The sequence below is a fragment of the Adhaeribacter radiodurans genome, assembly GCF_014075995.1.
GTDB classification, from domain to species: Bacteria; Bacteroidota; Bacteroidia; order Cytophagales; family Hymenobacteraceae; genus Adhaeribacter; species Adhaeribacter radiodurans.
Genome location: NZ_CP055153.1, coordinates 2,938,137 through 2,958,900, shown reverse-complemented (window position 1 = coordinate 2,958,900; position 20,764 = coordinate 2,938,137). Strand labels below are relative to the sequence as shown.

At 40.8% G+C, this 20,764-nt stretch carries 12 protein-coding genes; 2 read left to right on the top strand and 10 right to left on the bottom strand.

The window, feature by feature from the left end:
* Positions 1-17: 17 nt before the first annotated feature.
* Both HUW48_RS12070 and HUW48_RS12065 read right to left on the bottom strand, forming a co-directional pair.
* Positions 18-557 (bottom strand): acyl-CoA thioesterase, encoded by a 540-nt coding sequence (locus HUW48_RS12070; protein WP_182415909.1) that lies wholly within the window; start codon positions 555-557, stop codon positions 18-20.
* Between the two features lie 131 nt (positions 558-688).
* The gene (locus HUW48_RS12065) at positions 689-1,342 is read right to left on the bottom strand and encodes a protein-L-isoaspartate(D-aspartate) O-methyltransferase (RefSeq protein ID WP_182415908.1); all 654 of its coding nucleotides are present in this window, start codon (positions 1,340-1,342) and stop codon (positions 689-691) included.
* A 246-nt stretch (positions 1,343-1,588) separates the two neighbouring features.
* On the opposite strand from HUW48_RS12065, the gene HUW48_RS12060 reads away from it, so the two are divergent.
* Both HUW48_RS12060 and HUW48_RS12055 read left to right on the top strand, forming a co-directional pair.
* A complete protein-coding gene (locus HUW48_RS12060; RefSeq protein WP_246343849.1) occupies positions 1,589-2,986 on the top strand; it encodes a sugar transferase in 1,398 nt (465 codons plus the stop codon).
* Between the two features lie 186 nt (positions 2,987-3,172).
* The gene (locus HUW48_RS12055; RefSeq protein WP_182415907.1) at positions 3,173-3,757 is read left to right on the top strand and encodes a riboflavin synthase; all 585 of its coding nucleotides are present in this window, start codon (positions 3,173-3,175) and stop codon (positions 3,755-3,757) included.
* 162 nt (positions 3,758-3,919) lie between these two features.
* Here the strand turns inward: HUW48_RS12055 and HUW48_RS12050 are convergent, their stop codons facing one another.
* From HUW48_RS12050 to hemF, 8 genes are all read right to left on the bottom strand, one after another.
* Positions 3,920-4,186 (bottom strand): hypothetical protein, encoded by a 267-nt coding sequence (locus HUW48_RS12050; protein WP_182415906.1) that lies wholly within the window; start codon positions 4,184-4,186, stop codon positions 3,920-3,922.
* A gap of 137 nt (positions 4,187-4,323) precedes the next feature.
* Positions 4,324-5,250 (bottom strand): DUF4249 family protein, encoded by a 927-nt coding sequence (locus tag HUW48_RS12045; protein ID WP_182415905.1) that lies wholly within the window; start codon positions 5,248-5,250, stop codon positions 4,324-4,326.
* Between the two features lie 2 nt (positions 5,251-5,252).
* Entirely contained in the window at positions 5,253-7,613 is a 2,361-nt protein-coding gene (locus tag HUW48_RS12040; RefSeq protein ID WP_246343847.1) for a TonB-dependent receptor, read from the bottom strand.
* 178 nt (positions 7,614-7,791) lie between these two features.
* On the bottom strand, positions 7,792-8,367 hold the full coding sequence (locus HUW48_RS12035) for a phosphatase PAP2 family protein (RefSeq protein ID WP_182415904.1): 576 nt from the start codon (positions 8,365-8,367) through the stop codon (positions 7,792-7,794).
* Between the two features lie 201 nt (positions 8,368-8,568).
* Positions 8,569-12,528, bottom strand: coding sequence for a VWA domain-containing protein (locus HUW48_RS12030; protein ID WP_182415903.1), 3,960 nt, complete (start codon positions 12,526-12,528; stop codon positions 8,569-8,571).
* A 1,131-nt stretch (positions 12,529-13,659) separates the two neighbouring features.
* Entirely contained in the window at positions 13,660-14,205 is a 546-nt protein-coding gene (locus tag HUW48_RS12025; RefSeq protein ID WP_182415902.1) for a hypothetical protein, read from the bottom strand.
* Positions 14,206-14,416: 211 nt separating this feature from the next.
* The gene (locus HUW48_RS12020) at positions 14,417-18,514 is read right to left on the bottom strand and encodes a VWA domain-containing protein (protein WP_182415901.1); all 4,098 of its coding nucleotides are present in this window, start codon (positions 18,512-18,514) and stop codon (positions 14,417-14,419) included.
* 1,301 nt (positions 18,515-19,815) lie between these two features.
* Complete coding sequence (hemF, locus tag HUW48_RS12015) at positions 19,816-20,712, bottom strand: oxygen-dependent coproporphyrinogen oxidase (protein WP_182415900.1); 897 nt, start codon at positions 20,710-20,712, stop codon at positions 19,816-19,818.
* Positions 20,713-20,764 lie beyond the last annotated feature (52 nt).

Genomic DNA, 20,764 nt, shown 5'->3' with positions numbered 1-20,764 from the left:
AAATAATCAACCTGCAACTACTCCGTCACGTTTTGGTCTAAGTTAAAAATAGATTTTAATTCTTTTGCTTCGTGGGGTTTCATGCGGCCCGCAAGGACGAGGCGTAGTTGCCGGCGCCGCAAAGCGCCTTCGTATAAACTTTTTTCTTCGTCGTTTTCGGGTATTGCTTCCGGCACATCTACTGGGGTTCCATTTTGATCTAAAGCCACAAAAGTTAAAAAAGCTTCGTTGCTTTTCATTTTAGTTCCCGAAGGAATATCTTCGGCCCACACATTTACATGCACTTCCATAGAAGTGTTAAAAGCCCGGGTTACCTGGGCTTCCATGGTGATAACATTGCCCAGTTTAATGCCTTGTTTAAACGAAATATTATCTACCGAAGCCGTTACTACAATGCGGTTAGAGTGTTTCTGCGCCGTAATAGCCGAAACAATATCGAGCCAGTGCATCAGCCGGCCGCCCATTAAATTGTTTAAGGTATTGGTATCATTAGGCAATACCAATTCGGTCATGGTGGTAAATGATTCTTTAACGCTTTTCAGTTTCCGGACGGTCATACATCAATTTTATTCCGCAAAGATACCGAAAATTAACATATACCATTAACCAGGTACCATCTACCAAGTACCAATTATTGGTTAGAAGTATGAACCCAAGAACCTGTTTCGTACAACCTAAAATGTTCAACCTATTTATTCCAGCCAGATTTACCTAATAATGGCACAAATTTAAAGCTATCGAACACTTCGCGGGTAAATTCATCGGGCGTTTCGCGCACCACGCGCACCATTTTTTGAGATTGTTCATCGCCCACCGGAATAACTAGGGCACCGCCTATCTTTAATTGAGCCAGCAAACTTTTTGGAATAACCGGAGCCCCGGCTGTTACTAAAATTTTATCAAAGGGAGCTTCTACGGGTAAACCTTCAGAACCATCGCCCAGGTACGTATGGGGGCGTAATCCTGTTTTCTCAAAAAATTGCAGTGCCTTCCGGAATAATACCTCGTTGTATTCTATGGTGTATACATGGGGCGTAATTTCAAGTAAAACGCAGCACTGGTAACCCGAGCCGGTTCCAATTTCTAAAACTTTATCATTGGAATTTAACTGTAATAGCTCGGTTTGGTAAGCAACGGTATACGGTTGCGAAATGGTTTGGCCTTCGCCAATCGGGAAAGCTTTGTCCTGGTAAGCATGTTCCAGAAACATTTTCTCGAAGAATAAATGCCGGGGTACCGTAGCAATGGCCCGTAAAACCCGCTCGTCTTTTATACCTTTTTCTTTTAAAAGTTTAACCAAGACTTTGCGCATTCCTTTTTGCCGGTACGAATCTGTGTGCATGCGTTAAAAAATAGTTAGTAAAATAATTCTTTTCCCGGTTCAGAAATACCGTTATTTTTGAATCTAATATTAGATATTTCGTTTTTTTGGGGCAGGCATTTCTTTAACCAAAATTGCGAAACCGCGAAATTAGTAATCTCACAGGATATACAAAATGAATACAAGTGCTCTGGATTATTCTTAAAGTGTTTTTAACCCTATCCTTCAATTAATTTAGACTTTTCTATTATTAAAAGAGCGCTTTTTGTGCGTAAAATAAAAAAGATAACTTTTGTTCTTATCGATTTTCTAGCCTCCTTCCTGGCTTGGGTTACTTTTTACATTCTCCGCAAAATTATTCTGGATGAAGGTACGATTGATCTGACCTTAAATCTAGTAGGTAATGCAGCCATTGTAGCATCTTTCTGGACTTTACTTTACGCTTTAACGGGCTGTTACCGGGATATTTTCCGGAAATCGCGGGTAAAAGAAATCTTAAACCTGGCTCAGGTTTCCTTTTTTGGCGGTATCATTATTTTCTTTGTTTTATTGCTCGACGACGAAGGAATTTATAATTACAAGGCCTATTACAAGATTATTTCTACCTACCTGTTTGTGCATTTTTTTATTTCGGCGCTGGCCAAAACGCTGGCCATTATGCATACCCAGAACCTGGTTAAAAAAAGAAAAATATTCTTTAATACCTTAATCATTGGTTCGAATACCAACGCGCGCGAAGTGTACAGAGAATTAGAAAAAAATAACCGCCATTTAGGTTTACAGATAAAAGGCTTTGTGCACGTTTTCGATTCTTTTGGTCATTTTTACGAAGACGAATTATGCAATTTAGGACCCTACGGCGAAATCTCAGACTTAATTAAACAGCATCAAATAGAAGAAGTAATTATTGCTATTGAGCCATCGGAGCACGAAAAAACTACCGAAATTTTAAGCTTACTGGAAGGCGAAAATGTGCACATCAGTATCTTACCGGACGTATATCAGATTTTACTCGGTTCAGTTAAGGTAAACCATTTATTCGGTACTCCGCTCATTGAAGTAAAACAAGATTTAATGCCCGTTTGGCAGGAAATCTCGAAACGGGTAGTAGATATTGGGGTGGCATTTGTTTTTATGTTGTTCTTTTTTTGGGTTTACGCTGCAATTGCAATTCTGGTTAAATTATCTTCGCCGGGACCAATTATTTACCGGCAAGAGCGCATTGGTAAGAGTGGCCGGCCGTTTTACATTTATAAATTCCGGAGTATGTTTGCCAATGCCGAATCCAATGGGCCAGCCTTATCCTCCGATGCCGACCCGCGGGTTACTCCATGGGGAAGATTTATGCGTAAAGTTCGCCTGGATGAATTACCCCAGTTTTACAATGTTCTGCTCGGCGAAATGTCGTTGGTAGGGCCACGGCCGGAGCGGCAATATTTTATTGATCAAATTGTGAAAGTTGCACCTCAGTACAAGCATTTACTACGCGTGCGCCCGGGTGTTACTTCCTTGGGCCTAGTAAAATTTGGTTACGCTCAAAACGTTGACGAGATGATTAAACGGTTAAAATACGATATTCTTTACATCGAAAACATGTCGCTGGCCATGGATTTCCGGGTGCTTTTGTATACGATAAAAGTAATTGTAGAAGGCCGGGGAAAGTAATTTAGTTGGAAGGTTAAAAAGTTTTAAGTTTTAAAAATTTAAGGTTATTGGGTGTAAGCTATAACTGAAATATATAAACAAAGAGCTTTAATTAATATTCCGGAGTTTAACCAATTGTTTTCTAAACTCTTATCTTCATAAAAAAACAAAACCTACTTCTCAGAAGTTTTAAAGTAAAAAATAAGCATGTTTACGGGCATTATAGAAACACTTGGCAGAGTAAAAAGCATTCGGGAGGAAAAAACCAACAAACATTTTATCTTAGAAGCGGATATTACGCCCGAGTTAAAGATTGATCAAAGCGTGTCGCACAATGGTGTTTGCTTAACGGTGGTAGATATTGATCAACAGGAATACACGGTAACGGCTATTGCCGAAACATTGCAGAAAACTAATTTAAACAGTTTAAAATCCGGCGATTTAGTAAATCTGGAACGTTGCATGTCTGCTAATGGTCGCTTTGATGGCCACGTGGTGCAAGGGCACGTGGATCAGGTGGGAACTTGCGTGAGCGTTACCGACCAGAATGGCAGTTGGTTATATACTTTTACGTACGATTCTAGTTTAGGCAACATTACCGTAGAAAAAGGATCTATTTGCGTAAATGGAATTAGTTTAACGGTAGTTCATTCGCAGGATAATCAGTTTTCGGTGGCCATAATTCCATACACTTACGAGCACACAAATTTAAAAAATGTACAACCCGGTAACACAGTTAACCTGGAATTTGATATTATAGGTAAATACGTTGCGAAGTTGCTGGGTAAGTAGTTGTTGGTTGTTCGATAGTTAAAAAAACTGAATATCAATAATTACCTTAAATTATATTATAAACTGATTTTGTTGTGGCATTATAAACTTAATATAGTCTAAATAAAACCGGTTGAGCTCTGTGGAACTCACCCGGTTTTTTGGTTTACCTTTAAGTAGCGCCTAATCGCGTTTAACCAGTTTACTAAAATTGCTGTCCGGACTTAGAAGTATAGCTAGTTTCTTTGCTTCAAATTCTTTAAAAAATTCATCCCAGCTTACTTCTTCAAAACTTTCGTTGTCTTTGCTTTTCTTAGGGAAATGAATCCGTAGTACTCCTTCGCCTTTGCCATCGTCTTCGGTTCCTTTAATGATAGACGGAACGCCGCCGTGCTGCTTGGCCCATTTTTCAATTTCTTTGCGGTCGGTGGTTTTTTTTGCTTCGCTCATAGTTTTATTTTTTAGTAATAACTCCTATACGCACCCGACACCGCTTAAGATTTTTCATTTCAAAAAAGAGTTTACTTGTATTATAAGGGTGAATGAACAAGTGAGAGAACTAAACTTAAAACTTTTCGAATGCAAAACTAGCGGCTAATTACAGTGTGGCGACTTACGCCGTAGCCACCCCAAATTCCTAAACCACCCTTTATATTAGAACGAACGGAAGTAGGAAAACCAAAGGGATTGCCATTGCTGGCCCGGTCAGCCTCCATCGTAAACCAAAACTGGTAATGGTGATAATCTATAGCCGCCCATCTTAACCTTACCGTATCGCCCCGCTTAAAGTAACTGTAAGATTCCAGGTCTAATTTGGCCGATTTTGGGTAACCGCGCTCCAGGGGAAAATCAATAATCCGGCCGTTTACAAATTCATCGGTTAGAACAGAAGCCTGGTAGCCAGGGTAAAACGGCTCTTTATTTCGACTAGTAAAAAAACGTACATTATTTCCTAAGGTATCAGGATCCTGGTAGCGATACCATAAGGTTACTAAACTGTCATTTTTAGGATTTGGGTGCGGCACAAACCACAAAGAATCAATAGGGGTGAGGTTAGGTATGCTGGTACTGGCGGTTAATACCTGACCGTTAGCAGTGATCTGTAGTTGGTATTGCTGCCCTAATTTTCCTTTTAACTCCGTTGTGGTATACACGTAGAAATCTGTTGCGGAGGAAAAAGGAAGGTTTATCCCGAATAATTCACTAACCATTTGTTTTTGTTCAGGAGAAAGATCTTCTAAATTTTGTTCAGTTAGGATAGTAGATTGATCTTTGGTACTTACTATTACCGTAGCGCCATGCACAAAAGAATTAGTAAAAATATTGCTTGGAGTACCGGACAAAACCGGAACGCTGCGGGTTAATAGTACAAAAGGTGGGTTGTCTTGCTCAATATGCCCTTGCACTACCAGTTTTTCTTCGCCGGCTGCAATATCTAAGTTAATAGTTTCTTCGCAACTGGTTAATAGTCCCAAAAAACTAAACAGCCAAAGAATAAACAAACAATGTTTCATTATTAAAAACTAAAATTCCAGGTAACCGAAGGAATAGGAAAAGGAAAAACACTTACTTTCTTAGCCTTCACCAATAAAGTGGCATCGTACGCGCTTCCTTCGTTATCGATGTAATAAAAAAACGGATTGTGCCGGCCATACGCGTTGTACACGGCAAATGTCCAGCTGGAGTTAAGCCGTTTCTTTTGATTTTTCTGGTACGTGGCCGATAAATCTAAGCGGTGATTGGATTGCATCCGGAATCCATTGCGAGCACCATATTGGTAAATAACAGCATCTTCTACCACGTAGCGACGTTCGGGCAAAGTTACGGCCTGGCCGGTTCCCAGTGTAAAAGTGCCGCCCAAAGTCCATTTTTCATTGTATTTATAAGACGACACCAAAGATACATCGTGGCGGCGATCGGAGCGGGCCGGGAAAGTACGTCCACCGTTTAAATCCGGAAAAGTGCGGGTAGTACGCGCCAGCGCATAACCCAGCCAGCCTTGCATCCGGCCCTGGTTTTTACGTATAAAAATTTCTGCACCGTAAGAGCGTCCTTGCCCCGCCACAAATTCATATTCTAAATCTTTGTTTAAAGGGCCGGGCACGTAGCCTTCGCGATATTCCAGTTGATTTTCCAGGGTTTTGTAATATACCTCTACCGATGCTTCATAAGTATTTTCTTTAAAATTGCGGAAGTACCCGGCCGTGTACTGCCACGAGTACTGCGGTTTTACCAAAGCCGAACTGGGTACCCAAATATCTACCGGTAAAGCGGTATAGGCGTTCGATACCAAATGTAAGTACTGGGCATTACGCGAAATTCCCGCTTTGATGGAGGCCGTAGGTGAAACAATGTACCGGAATGACAGGCGAGGTTCTAAGGCCAGGTATTCTTTTACTTTTTGGCCCGCTTGGTAGCTAATGGAGTCTATTAACTTACCTGTATTATCAAAATTAAATTGAGTAAAAGGACCGGTTTGCCGCAAACCGCTGGCCCGAATTCCCAGGTTTATTGTGAGCTTATCAGAAAGTACCCAGTCGTCAGATAAGTAGAATGCTGCTTCGTGCGCTTGTTTTCGCCGAACCCGGTCGGTAGCAAAATCTACTCCTTCGTCCGTTTGGGCGGTGCCGGTACGAGGGGTAACCAGGTGTTTGGTGTATTGTAAACCGTATTGCAACGTATGCCGCAAACTAGGGTAATAATCAAAATCTACTTTTACGCCCACATCTTCCACCCCAGTATCCAGCTTGGAATCGTAATTATCAAAATGCGAATCAAAAATAAAGCGGTAGCGGTTATATATTCCCGAAACGTTCAAAAACATTTTCTCAGAAAATAAATGGTTCCAACGCGCTACAGCTATTTTATTGCCCCAGTTAAAATCAGCCTGAAATCGGCCATCAGATAAATCGAAAGCACCCACATCCTGGCCCAGGTAACCGCTCAAATAAAGCCGGTCCTTCCGCGAAAGCGTATAATTTACTTTGGCGTTAAGGTCGAAAAAAGAATAAGGTACTCCGCCCTGAGAAGTGTTTTTCAGAAAAGGATTCGCGATAACGTCCAGATAAGTACGGCGGCCGGAAATCATAAAAGAAGCTTTTTGCTGAGCTAAAGGGCCTTCCACTAAAAACCGGGAAGCAATTAAACCTACTCCACCGGTACCCTGAAATTTCTCTTTATTTCCTTCTTTCATGCTGATGTCTAATACAGATGCTAAACGGCCACCGTATCGGGCGGGCATATTGCCTTTTATAACGGTAGTATTGCGGATGGCATCGCTGTTAAAAACCGAGAAAAAATTAAATAAATGCCCCGGGTTATACACCACTGCTTCATCCAACAAAACTAAATTCTGATCGGCCCCGCCGCCACGTACGTAAAAACCGGTATTTCCTTCGCCACCCGATTTAATGCCGGGCAATAACTGAATGGTTTTTAGAATATCGGTTTCGCCAAATAATACCGGTAAAGTTTTTACCTGTTCCATAGGTAAAATAATCTGGCTCATTTGCGTACTTTTTACTTGCTCATCGGGCCGTTTATCTGAAATAACAACTTCCTGTACTTGCACCGAAGCCGGGGTAAGTAAAATGTTTTGTTGCTGATTTTGGGTGAGATTTAAACTAATTTCCTGCGATTGGTAACCTAGATATTGAGCAATTAAGGTATAGCTACCTTGCGTTAAGGTTAAAGAATAAAAACCGTAATTGTTAGCAGTGCTGCCTTGGTTTACTTTGTCCTTAACCCGAATAGTAGCGCCCAGTAAGCTTTCGCCGGAAACAGCATCGCGGATATAGCCGCTTAAAGTTAGTTTTTGCTGCCCCCAACCCACTACCGGTATGAGCAAAAAAATGAAAAGAGAAAGAAGTTTATCCAAAGGGAATTTATGCCGTACTTACTTTTATGATAAACAAAGTTAAGGGCAGAAAGTTACCGGTTAAAGAGGCATTTTTGTTTTAACTGGAGAGGCAAAGGCTGGTTTATTCATATAAAGAACGCAAATGAATAAGCAAGAATTTAGCTTGAGAAAAAAATCAGATCAATTAAGTAAAAAATTAAACCGAAAAATAAGAATACCGCACCACCAGCTTTCGGAAAATTAAACCAAAAATCCAGCCCAGGAAAATCCCCAAAATTGCGCCGCCAAGAACATCGCCCGGAAAATGTACCCCTAGGTAAATTCGGCTGTACGAGATAACGGCGGCCCAGATAAAAACAAAAATTTTAAAATACCGGTAGCGTTCCGGTAAGATTAGCGCAAAGAGCATGGCTATGCCAAAGCTGTTAGCCGCGTGCGACGATAAGAAGCCAAATTTACCGCCGCAACCTGCTACAATATTAATGGATTCGGATAAGGAAGAATCGTGACAAGGCCGCAGCCGGGCAAAAAATGGTTTAATAAACCTGGAAGAAATACCATCGGCAGCTGCTAAAGACAAAGCAATAATTAAAAACATTAAAATACTTTGCCGGCGAAAACGATAAATCAAAAAAGCTATTAATATAGCGTAAAAAGGAATCCAGAATTTACGGTCGGACACCGCGATCATGATAGGATCCCAAAAAGAGGAATGATACCCATTAATTGCTAAAAACCATTCCTGATCCAGTCTTTTTAAATTTTCCAGCACTATGTATTAGTCGAAAGCGGTTTTGAATAATACCTGCAAAGTAAATAATTAAAAACAGATCTCCATACATTGATGATATCTGCTATTTAACCCCAGCCCTTATTGATTATTGCATTTATAACTATAAAGACTTAAGGAATTTCATAATATAAATACAAAGCCTGCTTTGGAGCAGGCTTTGTATTACATAACTAAACTTTATTATTTGTAATAGATTACCTTCCGGGTTTGCGTAATCTTACCGGCCTGCATTTTGATAATATACATACCCGGCATTAAGTTACCAGTGCTAGTGTTCCAATTATAGGAATGGGTGCCCGCTTTTACTTTTTCTTTCACTAAAGTAGCTACTTTTTCTCCCACCGAATTGTACACACTTATATCCACCTGAGTGGCTGTTTTAACTTTATATTGAACAATGGTAGAATGATTAAATGGATTAGGGGCCACTTCAAAATCATTATCCAATGCTTCATCGGTTAAACTAACCTGGGTTTGGATATTTGCGGTTAAATCACTGAAGTTATGCGCGCTCGCTAAACTAGAGAAATCCAAAGTGAAATCTTTTTCGCTTAGTAAACTTTGTTTTTTGAAGTGTAAAGTAAATATGTGAACCGCGCCTTTACCCCCCGCCGGATTAGCATTTACGATAGTTAATTTTCCTGCTTTGAGTTCATCGGTATTCACAATAGGATCTTCAAAACCTTGCGATTGTCCCCCGTTAAAGCTTAAGAGTTCCAGCGCGGCCGTATTCCACTTAATAGTCGTGGTGAAACTGCCTAATTCTTCCTGGGTAGGAGTCATGTTTACTATTACGGGTACTTCAATCCAGGAGGCATCTTGCTTATTCACCGATCCATTAGCCGTAATCATAACTTTACCTTTATTGTTGGTTTGGGCCAGGCGGGAATCTGCCTTGGCATCAGCCGGACAGAAAGGTGTACCTACCGGGAATTTACTGGTACCCCGGAGTTCATAATCCAGAATTATTAAACCATCGGCAGAATTGGTTTTCTTGTCTAAGTTCACATCCCCAAAGCCTTGATCGATCCGGGTTTTTGCCCCTTTCGGCACGGATTTGCCGGCATCATAAGACAGAACAATTAAACCATCCGTCGAATTAACGGCGTCATCTGTATTTACATCGCCTAATATACCGCCTCCTTTACTCACCGTTGGCTCACAAATCTGGATTAGTAATTTAGAAGTCAAGTTGGCGTAGGTTTTAGCAGCCGCCATAACGGAGAATTCTGCTTTCAGGCTGATTTTTTCGCCGGCTTTGGCTTTGGTAATAAAGTTGGAATTCAGAATGTCTACCACCCCGGCCATTCCGGTAGAATTAGCGCCATTAAAGCTTAAAGTACCAGCGGCTTTATCTAACCGAACAAAACCTTTGTACTTATTTAGTAATTGAGCTGTTCCGAGAGCTTCTAACTGAGCCGGATCCCAGGTGAGTTTACCGGTGAAGCTACCCAACAGATTATGTGGAGCGGCCGATTTGCGCATATCTACTTTCAAGCGGAAATTCCATTTACAACCTTGCACCACTTTATCCGGGCAGTTGTTTTGCACCACCACATTTTTAGAGCAGTCCTGAAGCAAATTAAAAACAGAAGATACACTGCAGCCTTTAGCATCGGTAATAATAACGCTGTAAATACCATCGGGCAGCTTACTGGCTGAGGCAGCATCTAAATCAGTCAGGTGGCTCCACTTGTAGGTATAAGGGCCCGCGCCGCCGGAAACGGTAACTTGTATTTTACCGTTGGCGTTGCCGCAAGTAGGCCGCTGAACCGAGATCTTGCCTAGTTTAAGACTAGACTGGCCCCCGGGACAAGTAGAAGGATCTTTGGGTTCGACAAAGTCGAGTATGCCATTTTGGTTGAGATCTTTATCCGCTTCCACCGAATCAGGGATATCGTCGTTATCGGAGTCTTCGTCCAGGTAACAAGGGATGTCATCATTATCTACATCGGGGAATTTATCTTCTACATCGGTGGGAATGCCATCTTTGTCCGGATCATTAGAGCCACTGGGCGGGAAAGAAGGAGTGTTCAGGAAAAACGAAGCCGTAGTGATGCGGGTAAATGGTTTTACATTAATTCCCGGATTAGCAGGACCCGGAAAAATAATTTCACCCGGAAGTACTTTGGCTTGATCAGAAACAATGGCCTGGATGGTAGCCTGATAGATTCCCCGGTAATTATAATCGAAAAAAGAAGCAGTTACTTTTCGGGTAAATGGATCCTTCGTAAATTGTAAAGGCGCATAGGAACTGTCTGGCCGGAGAACAAAACCACTATAATCAACTCCTTCCTCTAAATCAGCTAGGTATGAAGCCATGGCCGATATGGTAACGGTGTCCTCGGGAGTAGCTATTCTAGGAACAGCATCCGCGTAGAGGTCCGGAGAAGGGTTCTCGACAAAAGCTAAAATATGCCCGTAGGTAGCCCACCCAGTAGCAGATTCCACTTTAATATTCCAGACGCCGGCAGCGGGTCTAGGTACGCGAAGAATTTGATAATAAGTATCAAACCCTATGAAAGGTTTATCCTGCGGAGTGATTAGGCTGCCATCCGGACCGGTAATAGTGAAAGTAGGAAACCAGGTTTTGACATCGGGATTACGGTTGGATAGAAAAACGACCAATCCTAACGCATCCGTTTCCACGTTTACCGAATAATTCTGAGATTCTACTAAAGCACCCTGGGGTTTTCCGGTTGGTTTGGGAGCACCAATGATGATTTGCCCGAATAAAGAAAATTCATTGCGCGGTAATACTAAACTACTGCCATTGTGAATAGCCGCTAATTCCATGTAAATAGGGGGGAGTTCATCTCCAGAAGGCGCATCTAACATTCTTCCGCCGGTAGTTGAGGCAATATCGGATAACAACGGCCGGTCAGCACCGTTTCCGACGGGTATCGTAAAAGTGCGGATATGTCTATCTTTTAACACTCGAATAACATCTTGGGGGTTGGTCCCCCGGTTGTTTTGCCCATCAGAAAGCAGAAAAAGGGTAGGATTGGCACCGCTTTTACCAATCATTTCAAAAGCGCCAGCTAAAAGGCCATCACCAATGGCCGTATTATCACCGGCATTTAATGCATTTATTGAGTTTTTTATAGTGGGTACATAAGTAGAGGTAAGTAATTGAACGGGTTGATCAACGGTGGCGGCATCATTAAACGATACTAAACCTAATTGATAATTGTTTCCTAAACCCACTGATACATCCACAAAGGCCCGAGCCGCGGCTTTGGCAAATTCTAGCCGGGTAGTATCTCCTGCATCTTCTTCCAGCATACTGCCGGAGCGATCCATAACCAGACAAACCAAGTCACTGGCATTTACCGTTTCTACAACGTTGAGAAATGCCCTGCAGTTAGCCGGTTGAGCTGCTACGGGCAGAGCTGGAATTGCGAGCCCCAGGGCTGGAAAATTGTTAGACAGTACCTGCCATTCCGATAGCCCCCCAAATCTGAGTGTATGACTAGAAGACTCAAAACGATTGGTAGTACCATTAAAACCTGGACACGTACTACAATTCATTGCCGTACCGCCGCAAGTATTAGTAACGCAACTGGTACCATCGCCCCGAAGAAGATCATGGTTGGCGGCAACTGTGAATTCTGTTTGGTCAATACCGCTTTGTTGCATTAAAGTATTGTTTCGTGCATCAATGGTACCTGGGTCAAAAGCCGGACCAATGCCACAAGGGCCTTCCCCCCGGCATTGTTCCGCGTATTCGTCTCCTAAGCCAAAAGCCATGTGCCCGAGTTCATGTGCCAGTATTGCCCCATTTATATTTACTGCATTCTGAAACAGATTAATGTGTGACCCTAAGTTGTTAAATCCACTTAAAGGAGAATTAGAACGCCCGATTTGCGGTAAAATCCATACGTCAGCGCGATCTTCATTAGTTCCGCCGGCCGTAATAGTAACCGTACCAAAAACTATTTGTCCATCTGTGGCATCGCAGAGAATGTCGCTCGCATTGTCAATGGCTTGTCGCAGCCGTGTTATATCCGCTGGAGCAGGTATATAACGATAGTTAATGGAGAAGTTCATTACCCCGCGAATACCAAAGCTATTAGCTGGAGCTGCTACAACTTGCCCGTCTCCGGCAAGTGCCTGTTGACTTATCGAAAAAGAACCCAAGAAAATACAGACTATTCTAAAATTTAGAATATAGAAAGCTGGGTAGGATAAAGTCTTTTGTACTGGAATTCTTTTTTTTTCCAAAAGGAAATGCCAAGCGTAACACAAATAATTTAATAAAGAAAATTTCATAAGTGTAATAGTTTAGCTTACATAAAATAAAGTTGGTTTAACAATAACAGGATAGTTCTTGGAGAAAGCATGTTTAACTTCTCGGAAGAGAAAGGAAGACTTCAAGTAATTACAATTCTACTCAGGAAGATTGAGTTATTTCTTTTCCATTAATATGGAAGATGAAGAGCGTCATAACGCTACACAATTCAGGCTTGATTAAAAAAATGAACTGAATTTGTGTCTGCAGGACAAAAAATAAGGATCAATATGGCCTTATTAAAGTTGTTTGATTTTTTAATAGTTTCTAAGTTAAAGCTATTTCCTCAATAAAAGGTGTCAGGAAATATAATTTCATCTTTGGTAGGATGTTGTACTTGAGGAAGCCAAGTAGTAGTAGTATCAATTACAAAGCATCGATGAAATAAATTATACTAAATAACTCATTAATTCAAATTTTAATCAATGAATTATTAAAGAAGTGATTTGAATGCTTAGTAAATCCAGATTAAATATTTCGGCAAATTTTAACAATAATAACACCCCAAACAACTATTTGGTTAATGGAAAGTAGCAAGGAACTATCATCAATAGACTACATCTTATTTGCGAAGGCAAGGGATAGAAAAGGAAGGATCCAACATGTACTTGAATCGGATGGTAGAATTGAGAATTTACTTCTTTGAAGTAAATTCCAAACTTACACCTGACTACTGGATTATTCGCATTTAAGCAACGTGTTATATTTTTCTAAATATTGCTTTTTAAAATGATAAGCTACGTCTTAAATTAAAATAAGTAATAATTTGATAAAAATTAATTAAAAAATAGATAATATGAATTGGAGGAATTACACTTTAATAAATCATTAGTTAGATTTTAATAAAAATCTGAGTAAAACAAATATATTAATACAAATTGATTATTCAAGTTTATTATTCATTATCCTTCTTTTTCTCTAATTATAAAAAAAATTAATGGAACCTCCCATACTCATGATATAACTTGAGGTACTAATACTTAATTTTTAATTTCTCCTTTGAAACAATCAATCAGATGAGTTTTACCATCAATAGTATTTATTTTTAAAAGATATTTCTTCTGGTCATCCTCGGTAAACTCATAAGATTGACCATCCCGGCTCAGCCACAATTTATGCGATACGGTAGTGGTTAGTTTAGGAGAAGGAATGTTAAAAGCAGTACCCGCAATGCTACCGGTATGTTTACCATTTTGGTATAGCTGAATGACCGGAGCCTGATTTTGGTACCAATAATTTACGTAGGCAAAAGTTTGTCCATCGTTCGATAATATGCCATCGGTGTAACCATCGTACAGGTAGTGGCTTTTCCAAAGCAGGGTACTATCTTTATTTTCTTTTTTATATACAAATATTTCCCATTGTCCATAAGGCGGGTTGGTTTTAGTTGAGTTCTTTACTCCTTTAATGTGGGCAACAAAATGTTTATTAGCCGATTGAATGCTGAAATCGCACCAACAGGGTGGTTGATCTGCCCAAGTAAGTACCGGTGCCAACACAAGTAATATTATAATTATACTTTTCATAAAGTCAGAATTTAATAAAAGACACGCTTAAAACCTACCATTTGATCTCCCGGTACACCTTAAATTATCTCTGAATAAGCCATAATCTTATTTATGCACTAAACCTAATTTAAGACAAATACTTTTTATTATGAAACGGATTAGCCGTTGCTTTTAATATAAATACAAAGCCTGCTTTGGAGCAGGCTTTGTATTACATAACTAAACTTTATTATTTGTAATAGATTACCTTCCGGGTTTGCGTAATCTTACCGGCCTGCATTTTGATAATATACATACCCGGCATTAAGTTACCAGTGCTAGTGTTCCAATTATAGGAATGGGTGCCCGCTTTTACTTTTTCTTTCACTAAAGTAGCTACTTTTTCTCCCACCGAATTGTACACACTTATATCCACCTGAGTGGCTGTTTTAACTTTATATTGAACAATGGTAGAATGATTAAATGGATTAGGGGCCACTTCAAAATCATTATCCAATGCTTCATCGGTTAAACTAACCTGGGTTTGGATATTTGCGGTTAAATCACTGAAGTTATGCGCGCTCGCTAAACTAGAGAAATCCAAAGTGAAATCTTTTTCGCTTAGTAAACTTTGTTTTTTGAAGTGTAAAGTAAATATGTGAACCGCGCCTTTACCCCCCGCCGGATTAGCATTTACGATAGTTAATTTTCCTGCTTTGAGTTCATCGGTATTCACAATAGGATCTTCAAAACCTTGCGATTGTCCCCCGTTAAAGCTTAAGAGTTCCAGCGCGGCCGTATTCCACTTAATAGTCGTGGTGAAACTGCCTAATTCTTCCTGGGTAGGAGTCATGTTTACTATTACGGGTACTTCAATCCAGGAGGCATCTTGCTTATTCACCGATCCATTAGCCGTAATCATAACTTTACCTTTATTGTTGGTTTGGGCCAGGCGGGAATCTGCCTTGGCATCAGCCGGACAGAAAGGTGTACCTACCGGGAATTTACTGGTACCCCGGAGTTCATAATCCAGAATTATTAAACCATCGGCAGAATTGGTTTTCTTGTCTAAGTTCACATCCCCAAAGCCTTGATCGATCCGGGTTTTTGCCCCTTTCGGCACGGATTTGCCGGCATCATAAGACAGAACAATTAAACCATCCGTCGAATTAACGGCGTCATCTGTATTTACATCGCCTAATATACCGCCTCCTTTACTCACCGTTGGCTCACAAATCTGGATTAGTAATTTAGAAGTCAAGTTGGCGTAGGTTTTAGCAGCCGCCATAACGGAGAATTCTGCTTTCAGGCTGATTTTTTCGCCGGCTTTGGCTTTGGTAATAAAGTTGGAATTCAGAATGTCTACCACCCCGGCCATTCCGGTAGAATTAGCGCCATTAAAGCTTAAAGTACCAGCGGCTTTATCTAACCGAACAAAACCTTTGTACTTATTTAGTAATTGAGCTGTTCCGAGAGCTTCTAACTGAGCCGGATCCCAGGTGAGTTTACCGGTGAAGCTACCCAACAGATTATGTGGAGCGGCCGATTTGCGCATATCTACTTTCAAGCGGAAATTCCATTTACAACCTTGCACCACTTTATCCGGGCAGTTGTTTTGCACCACCACATTTTTAGAGCAGTCCTGAAGCAAATTAAAAACAGAAGATACACTGCAGCCTTTAGCATCGGTAATAATAACGCTGTAAATACCATCGGGCAGCTTACTGGCTGAGGCAGCATCTAAATCAGTCAGGTGGCTCCACTTGTAGGTATAAGGGCCCGCGCCGCCGGAAACGGTAACTTGTATTTTACCGTTGGCGTTGCCGCAAGTAGGCCGCTGAACCGAGATCTTGCCTAGTTTAAGACTAGACTGGCCCCCGGGACAAGTAGAAGGATCTTTGGGTTCGACAAAGTCGAGTATGCCATTTTGGTTGAGATCTTTATCCGCTTCCACCGAATCAGGGATATCGTCGTTATCGGAGTCTTCGTCCAGGTAACAAGGGATGTCATCATTATCTACATCGGGGAATTTATCTTCTACATCGGTGGGAATGCCATCTTTGTCCGGATCATTAGAGCCACTGGGCGGGAAAGAAGGAGTGTTCAGGAAAAACGAAGCCGTAGCTGTCCGCGTAAAATAAGGTACATTAATTCCCGGATCAGCTTTACCAGCAAAAATTCTTTCGCCCTGGAATAATTTAGCCCCGCCCGAAACAACGGCCTGGATGGTAGCCTGATAGATTCCCCGGCCATTATAATCGGCGAAGGAAGCCGAAACTTTGCGGGTATATGGGTCCCGGGTGAAGTGTAATGGAGCGGTGGAACTATCGGGCCTCATTATAAAACCACTGTATTCTACGCCTTCGTCAATTTCAGCTACGTAAGAAGCCATGGCCGATAAAGTAATAGTATCGGATTCTGAAGCCACTTTCGGGAAAGCATCTACGTGTAAATCGGGGGAAGGATTTTCAACAAAAGCTAACACATGCCCGAAGGTGGCTCTACCACTGGCAGATTCTAATTTAATATTCCAGGAACCGGGAGCTGGTTTGGGTATCCGGATGATTTGATAATAGGTATCGGTACCGATAAAAGGTTGATTTTGAGGGGTGATAACACTACCATCCGGACCAGTAATGGTAAAAGTAGGAAACCAGTTCTGAATATCCGGATTACGGTTGGAAATAAAAACAACTAATCCCTGCGCATCGGCTTCCACGTTTATTGGATAATTTTCGAATTCTACTAAAGCACCTTTCGGGGTATCGGCTCCTTTAGGGGCACCAATTATAATTTGACCAAATAAAGAAAATTCCTTACGGGGTAATACTAAACTGTTGCCGCTGTGAATAGCCGCCAATTCCATGTAAATAGGCGGGAGTTCATCTGCCGTGGGAGCGTCTAACATTCTTCCGCCGGTAGTACCGGCAATATTAGATAGCAACGGCCGGTCTGCTCCATTGCCCACCGGAATGGTAAAGGTGCGGATTCCCCGGCTGCGCAGAACCGGAATTACGGATTCAGGATTGGTACCCCGGTTATTTTGCCCATCCGAAAGCAGGAATAGGGTAGGATTAGCACCTTTTTTTCCAACCATCTCAAAAGCACCGGCAAGCAATCCGTCGCCAATAGCCGTATTTCCACCAGCACTTATTCCATCAATAGAACTTTTTAACGTGGCGGCATAAGCAGTTGTTAGTAATTGAACGGGTTGATGAACAGTGGCGGCATCACTAAAAGAAACTAAACCTAGCTGGTAATTATTTCCTAAGCCAAGTGAAACATCAACAAAGGCCCGGGCAGCAGCTTTGGCAAATTCCATGCGGGTAGCTCCCCCGGCATCATTTGCCGTCATGCTGCCGGAGCGATCTATTACCAGACAAACCAGATCACTGGCATTTACCGTATTTACTATATTGAGAAAAGCCCGGCAATTAACGGGTCGAGCTGCTACGGGTAGAGCTGGAATTACAATTCCCAAAGCAGGGTAATTGTTGGCAATAATCTGCCATTCTGAATTACCGCCATGAATAAGCGTATGTTGTGAAGATTCAAAACGATTGGTGTTCCCATTGAATCCCTGACAGGTACTGCAATCCATGGCAGTACCGCCACAATTATTGGTAACGCAATTAGTACCATCGCCCCGAAGAAGATCATGATTTGCCGCTACCGTAAATTCTGTTTGGTCAATACCGCTTTGCTGCATTAAAGTATTATTCCGGGCATCTATTGTACCCGGATCGAAAGCCTGACCTATACCGCATGGGCCACCAAAACGGCATTGTTCATCGTATTCATCTCCCAATCCAAAAGCCAAATGGCCTAGTTCATGGGCCAGAACTCCTCCATCTATTCCTCCTTGGTACAAATCAATATGAGAACCCAGATTACCAAAACCGCTCCCATTAAAAAAGAAGCTTACCCCCGAACGTCCACCTTGGGGTAAAATCCATACATCGGCGCGGTCATCGTTGGTTCCACCAGCCGTAATGGTAACCGTACCAAAAACTATTTGCCCATCAGTGGCATCGCAAATAATATCACTGGCATTTTCGATGGCCGTTCTAACCCGGGTAATATCCGCCGGAGCGGGTATGTAACGAAAATTTACAGAGAAATCCATCACCCCCCTAATACCAAAACTATTAGTTGGAGCAACTGCTATTCGCCCATCACCCGCGAATGCTTCTTGGGTATAGGTATAAAAGCTTATAATCAGAATAAGAATTCTAATTAAGTAAGAAGGTAGAAGAGTGCGGGAAAATAAGTTTTTAAAATAGAATATGGTTCTTTCTAAAAGTATTTTCCGAGTACCATTATTTATTGGAGTATGAAATAATTCCATGAGAAACAGGGTTTGTTTAGTAACTTTTCGGAAAGCAATTCTGGAATCATTTATCTAAAGGAGAAAACAGGTTTTCTCCAAAGAATAGGAAGAGAGCAGCTATTCGTAATTCAGTACAGCCCTAGTGACGGAAAGGAAATTATTAAGGAATATTTTAGAAAATGGACTATAAAAAGAGTTGGCTTAACTGAAAACAAATTCTAGAAATAATAAAATTATCTACCAGGCTATCAATTCAAGTAATTAGTAAAGTAAGTTTCATAGCATAAAACACGTTTTTAGGTTTATGAAAAATTTTCAAAATAGAGATATAGAACGAGATCAAAAGCTGTTTAAAGGGTTTGGTTTTAAAAATAACTTAAAGGAATACCGATCTACATTTTTCGTTTTAAGCAATAAAAAACAGTTTTAAAAATCTATAATAAAAACTCATTTGCGTGAAAGAAGCTTTTTAAGATTCAATAATTCCGCTAGAAAGTATCTATGGAAGGTGGGAAGCCTACTTGTACCGCTGTACATTAATGCCGCCAAGTTTTATTAAAATTTTTAACTCACTTACTTAAGGCATCCTTAAACGGATATTGATTAAATTTTAAAAATAGCTCCTGCTTGTTCTGAAATGCGAATAGTACCACCCTTTTTAAAACGAGGTGCAGACGGGTGTGCGTAAAAGTAAAATATTGCTGCAACCAGGGTAATGAGTTAAGCTATGCTGTAGTAAATGCTGGTGTAAAAGCAGGAACTATAATCCCAATAAGTAAGTCTAAGATCAGAAATGGCCGACAGTAAGCAGAAATCAAAATTCTTTAACTTTAATTTTTGGTTCCTGCTACTTATAAAATCAATAAATAAGGAAGAGAGCTAAAAAACAATAATTTATTACAGACTGTCAGAATGGTAGACAGTGGGAGAAGGTGAACTCAAAAAATTAATTTTACCTTAAGTAAATATAAAAATTAAAAGGAAGAAATGCAAGGGAATAGAAGTAAACTTAAAGCTTGTACTACTTACTATAACAAGTAAATAGACATAAGTATCCAAATATCCCATGTTAGATATTTTGTTAATAAATAATTGAATTTCAATTATTTATTAACATCGATTCAATCATCCTGTACAGTAAACTAATTGTGCCCAGTTACTTATTAAAAAATATTGTAAGTTGTATAAGTAAATAAACCTGGTTTGTAAATGAGAAACCTAGGAAGAATTAAGAATTGAAACTACCTGAACAATTATAAATTTACTAAATCACCTGAATATTGCTATCAACTTAAATAGCAATATTCAGGCAGAATGAATTAAACGTGTAGCCAATCCACGTTCTTTTTTAAGTATTGCTGGGTTTGTTCTTCGGCGCTACCGGGTTCGGGTTTAAAGTTGTATTTCCAGGAAGCGTAAGTGGGTAAACTCATCAGGATGGATTCAACCCGGCCACCGGTTTCCAAACCAAATTTAGTTCCCCGATCGTGTACCAGGTTAAATTCTACGTAACGGCCACGGCGAAGTAACTGCCATTCTTTTTGCTGTTCGGTGTAAGCTAAATTTCGGTTCTGGTTAACAATAGTAGTATAAGTAGGGGCAAAAATATCGGCAACTTCCTGCACAAAAGAAAAGAGTTGTTCTAAAGTTAAATCTTCTTCTAAAGGCGTTAGCCGATCAAAGAAAATACCACCAATGCCGCGGGTTTCGTGCCGATGCGGTAAATAAAAATAATCGTCGGCCCATTGTTTAAACCGGCTGTAATAATTAGGGTGGTGACGATCGCACACGGTTTTGAGTTGTTCGTGAAAATAACGCGCCTGCTGTAAATCCAGATAAATAGGAGTGAGGTCTATTCCACCCCCGAACCAGGCTTCGCCGTTGCCCGCTTCCAGGTAACGTACGTTCATGTGCGTTATCGGAATTAGAGGATTTTCAGGATGCAGCACAACGGAAACACCGGTGGCAAAATATCGGGTATCAGGCATTAATAATTTAGTTGCTGCAGCCGTAGGCATATCTCCCGAAACGGCGGAGAAATTAACGCCCCCTTTTTCGAAAATAGCCCCATTCTGAATAACCCGGGAGCGGCCGCCCCCGCCACTTTCGTGTTGCCAATTATCTTCCTGAAACGTGACCTTCCCATCACATTCTTCCAAACTTTTACATAATCGATCCTGAAAATCACGAAACCAAGCTTCTATTTCTTTCTTCATATTTTGTTCTAAAGCAAATCGGGTGGACTAATTAAAATAATTTTTATCTCGT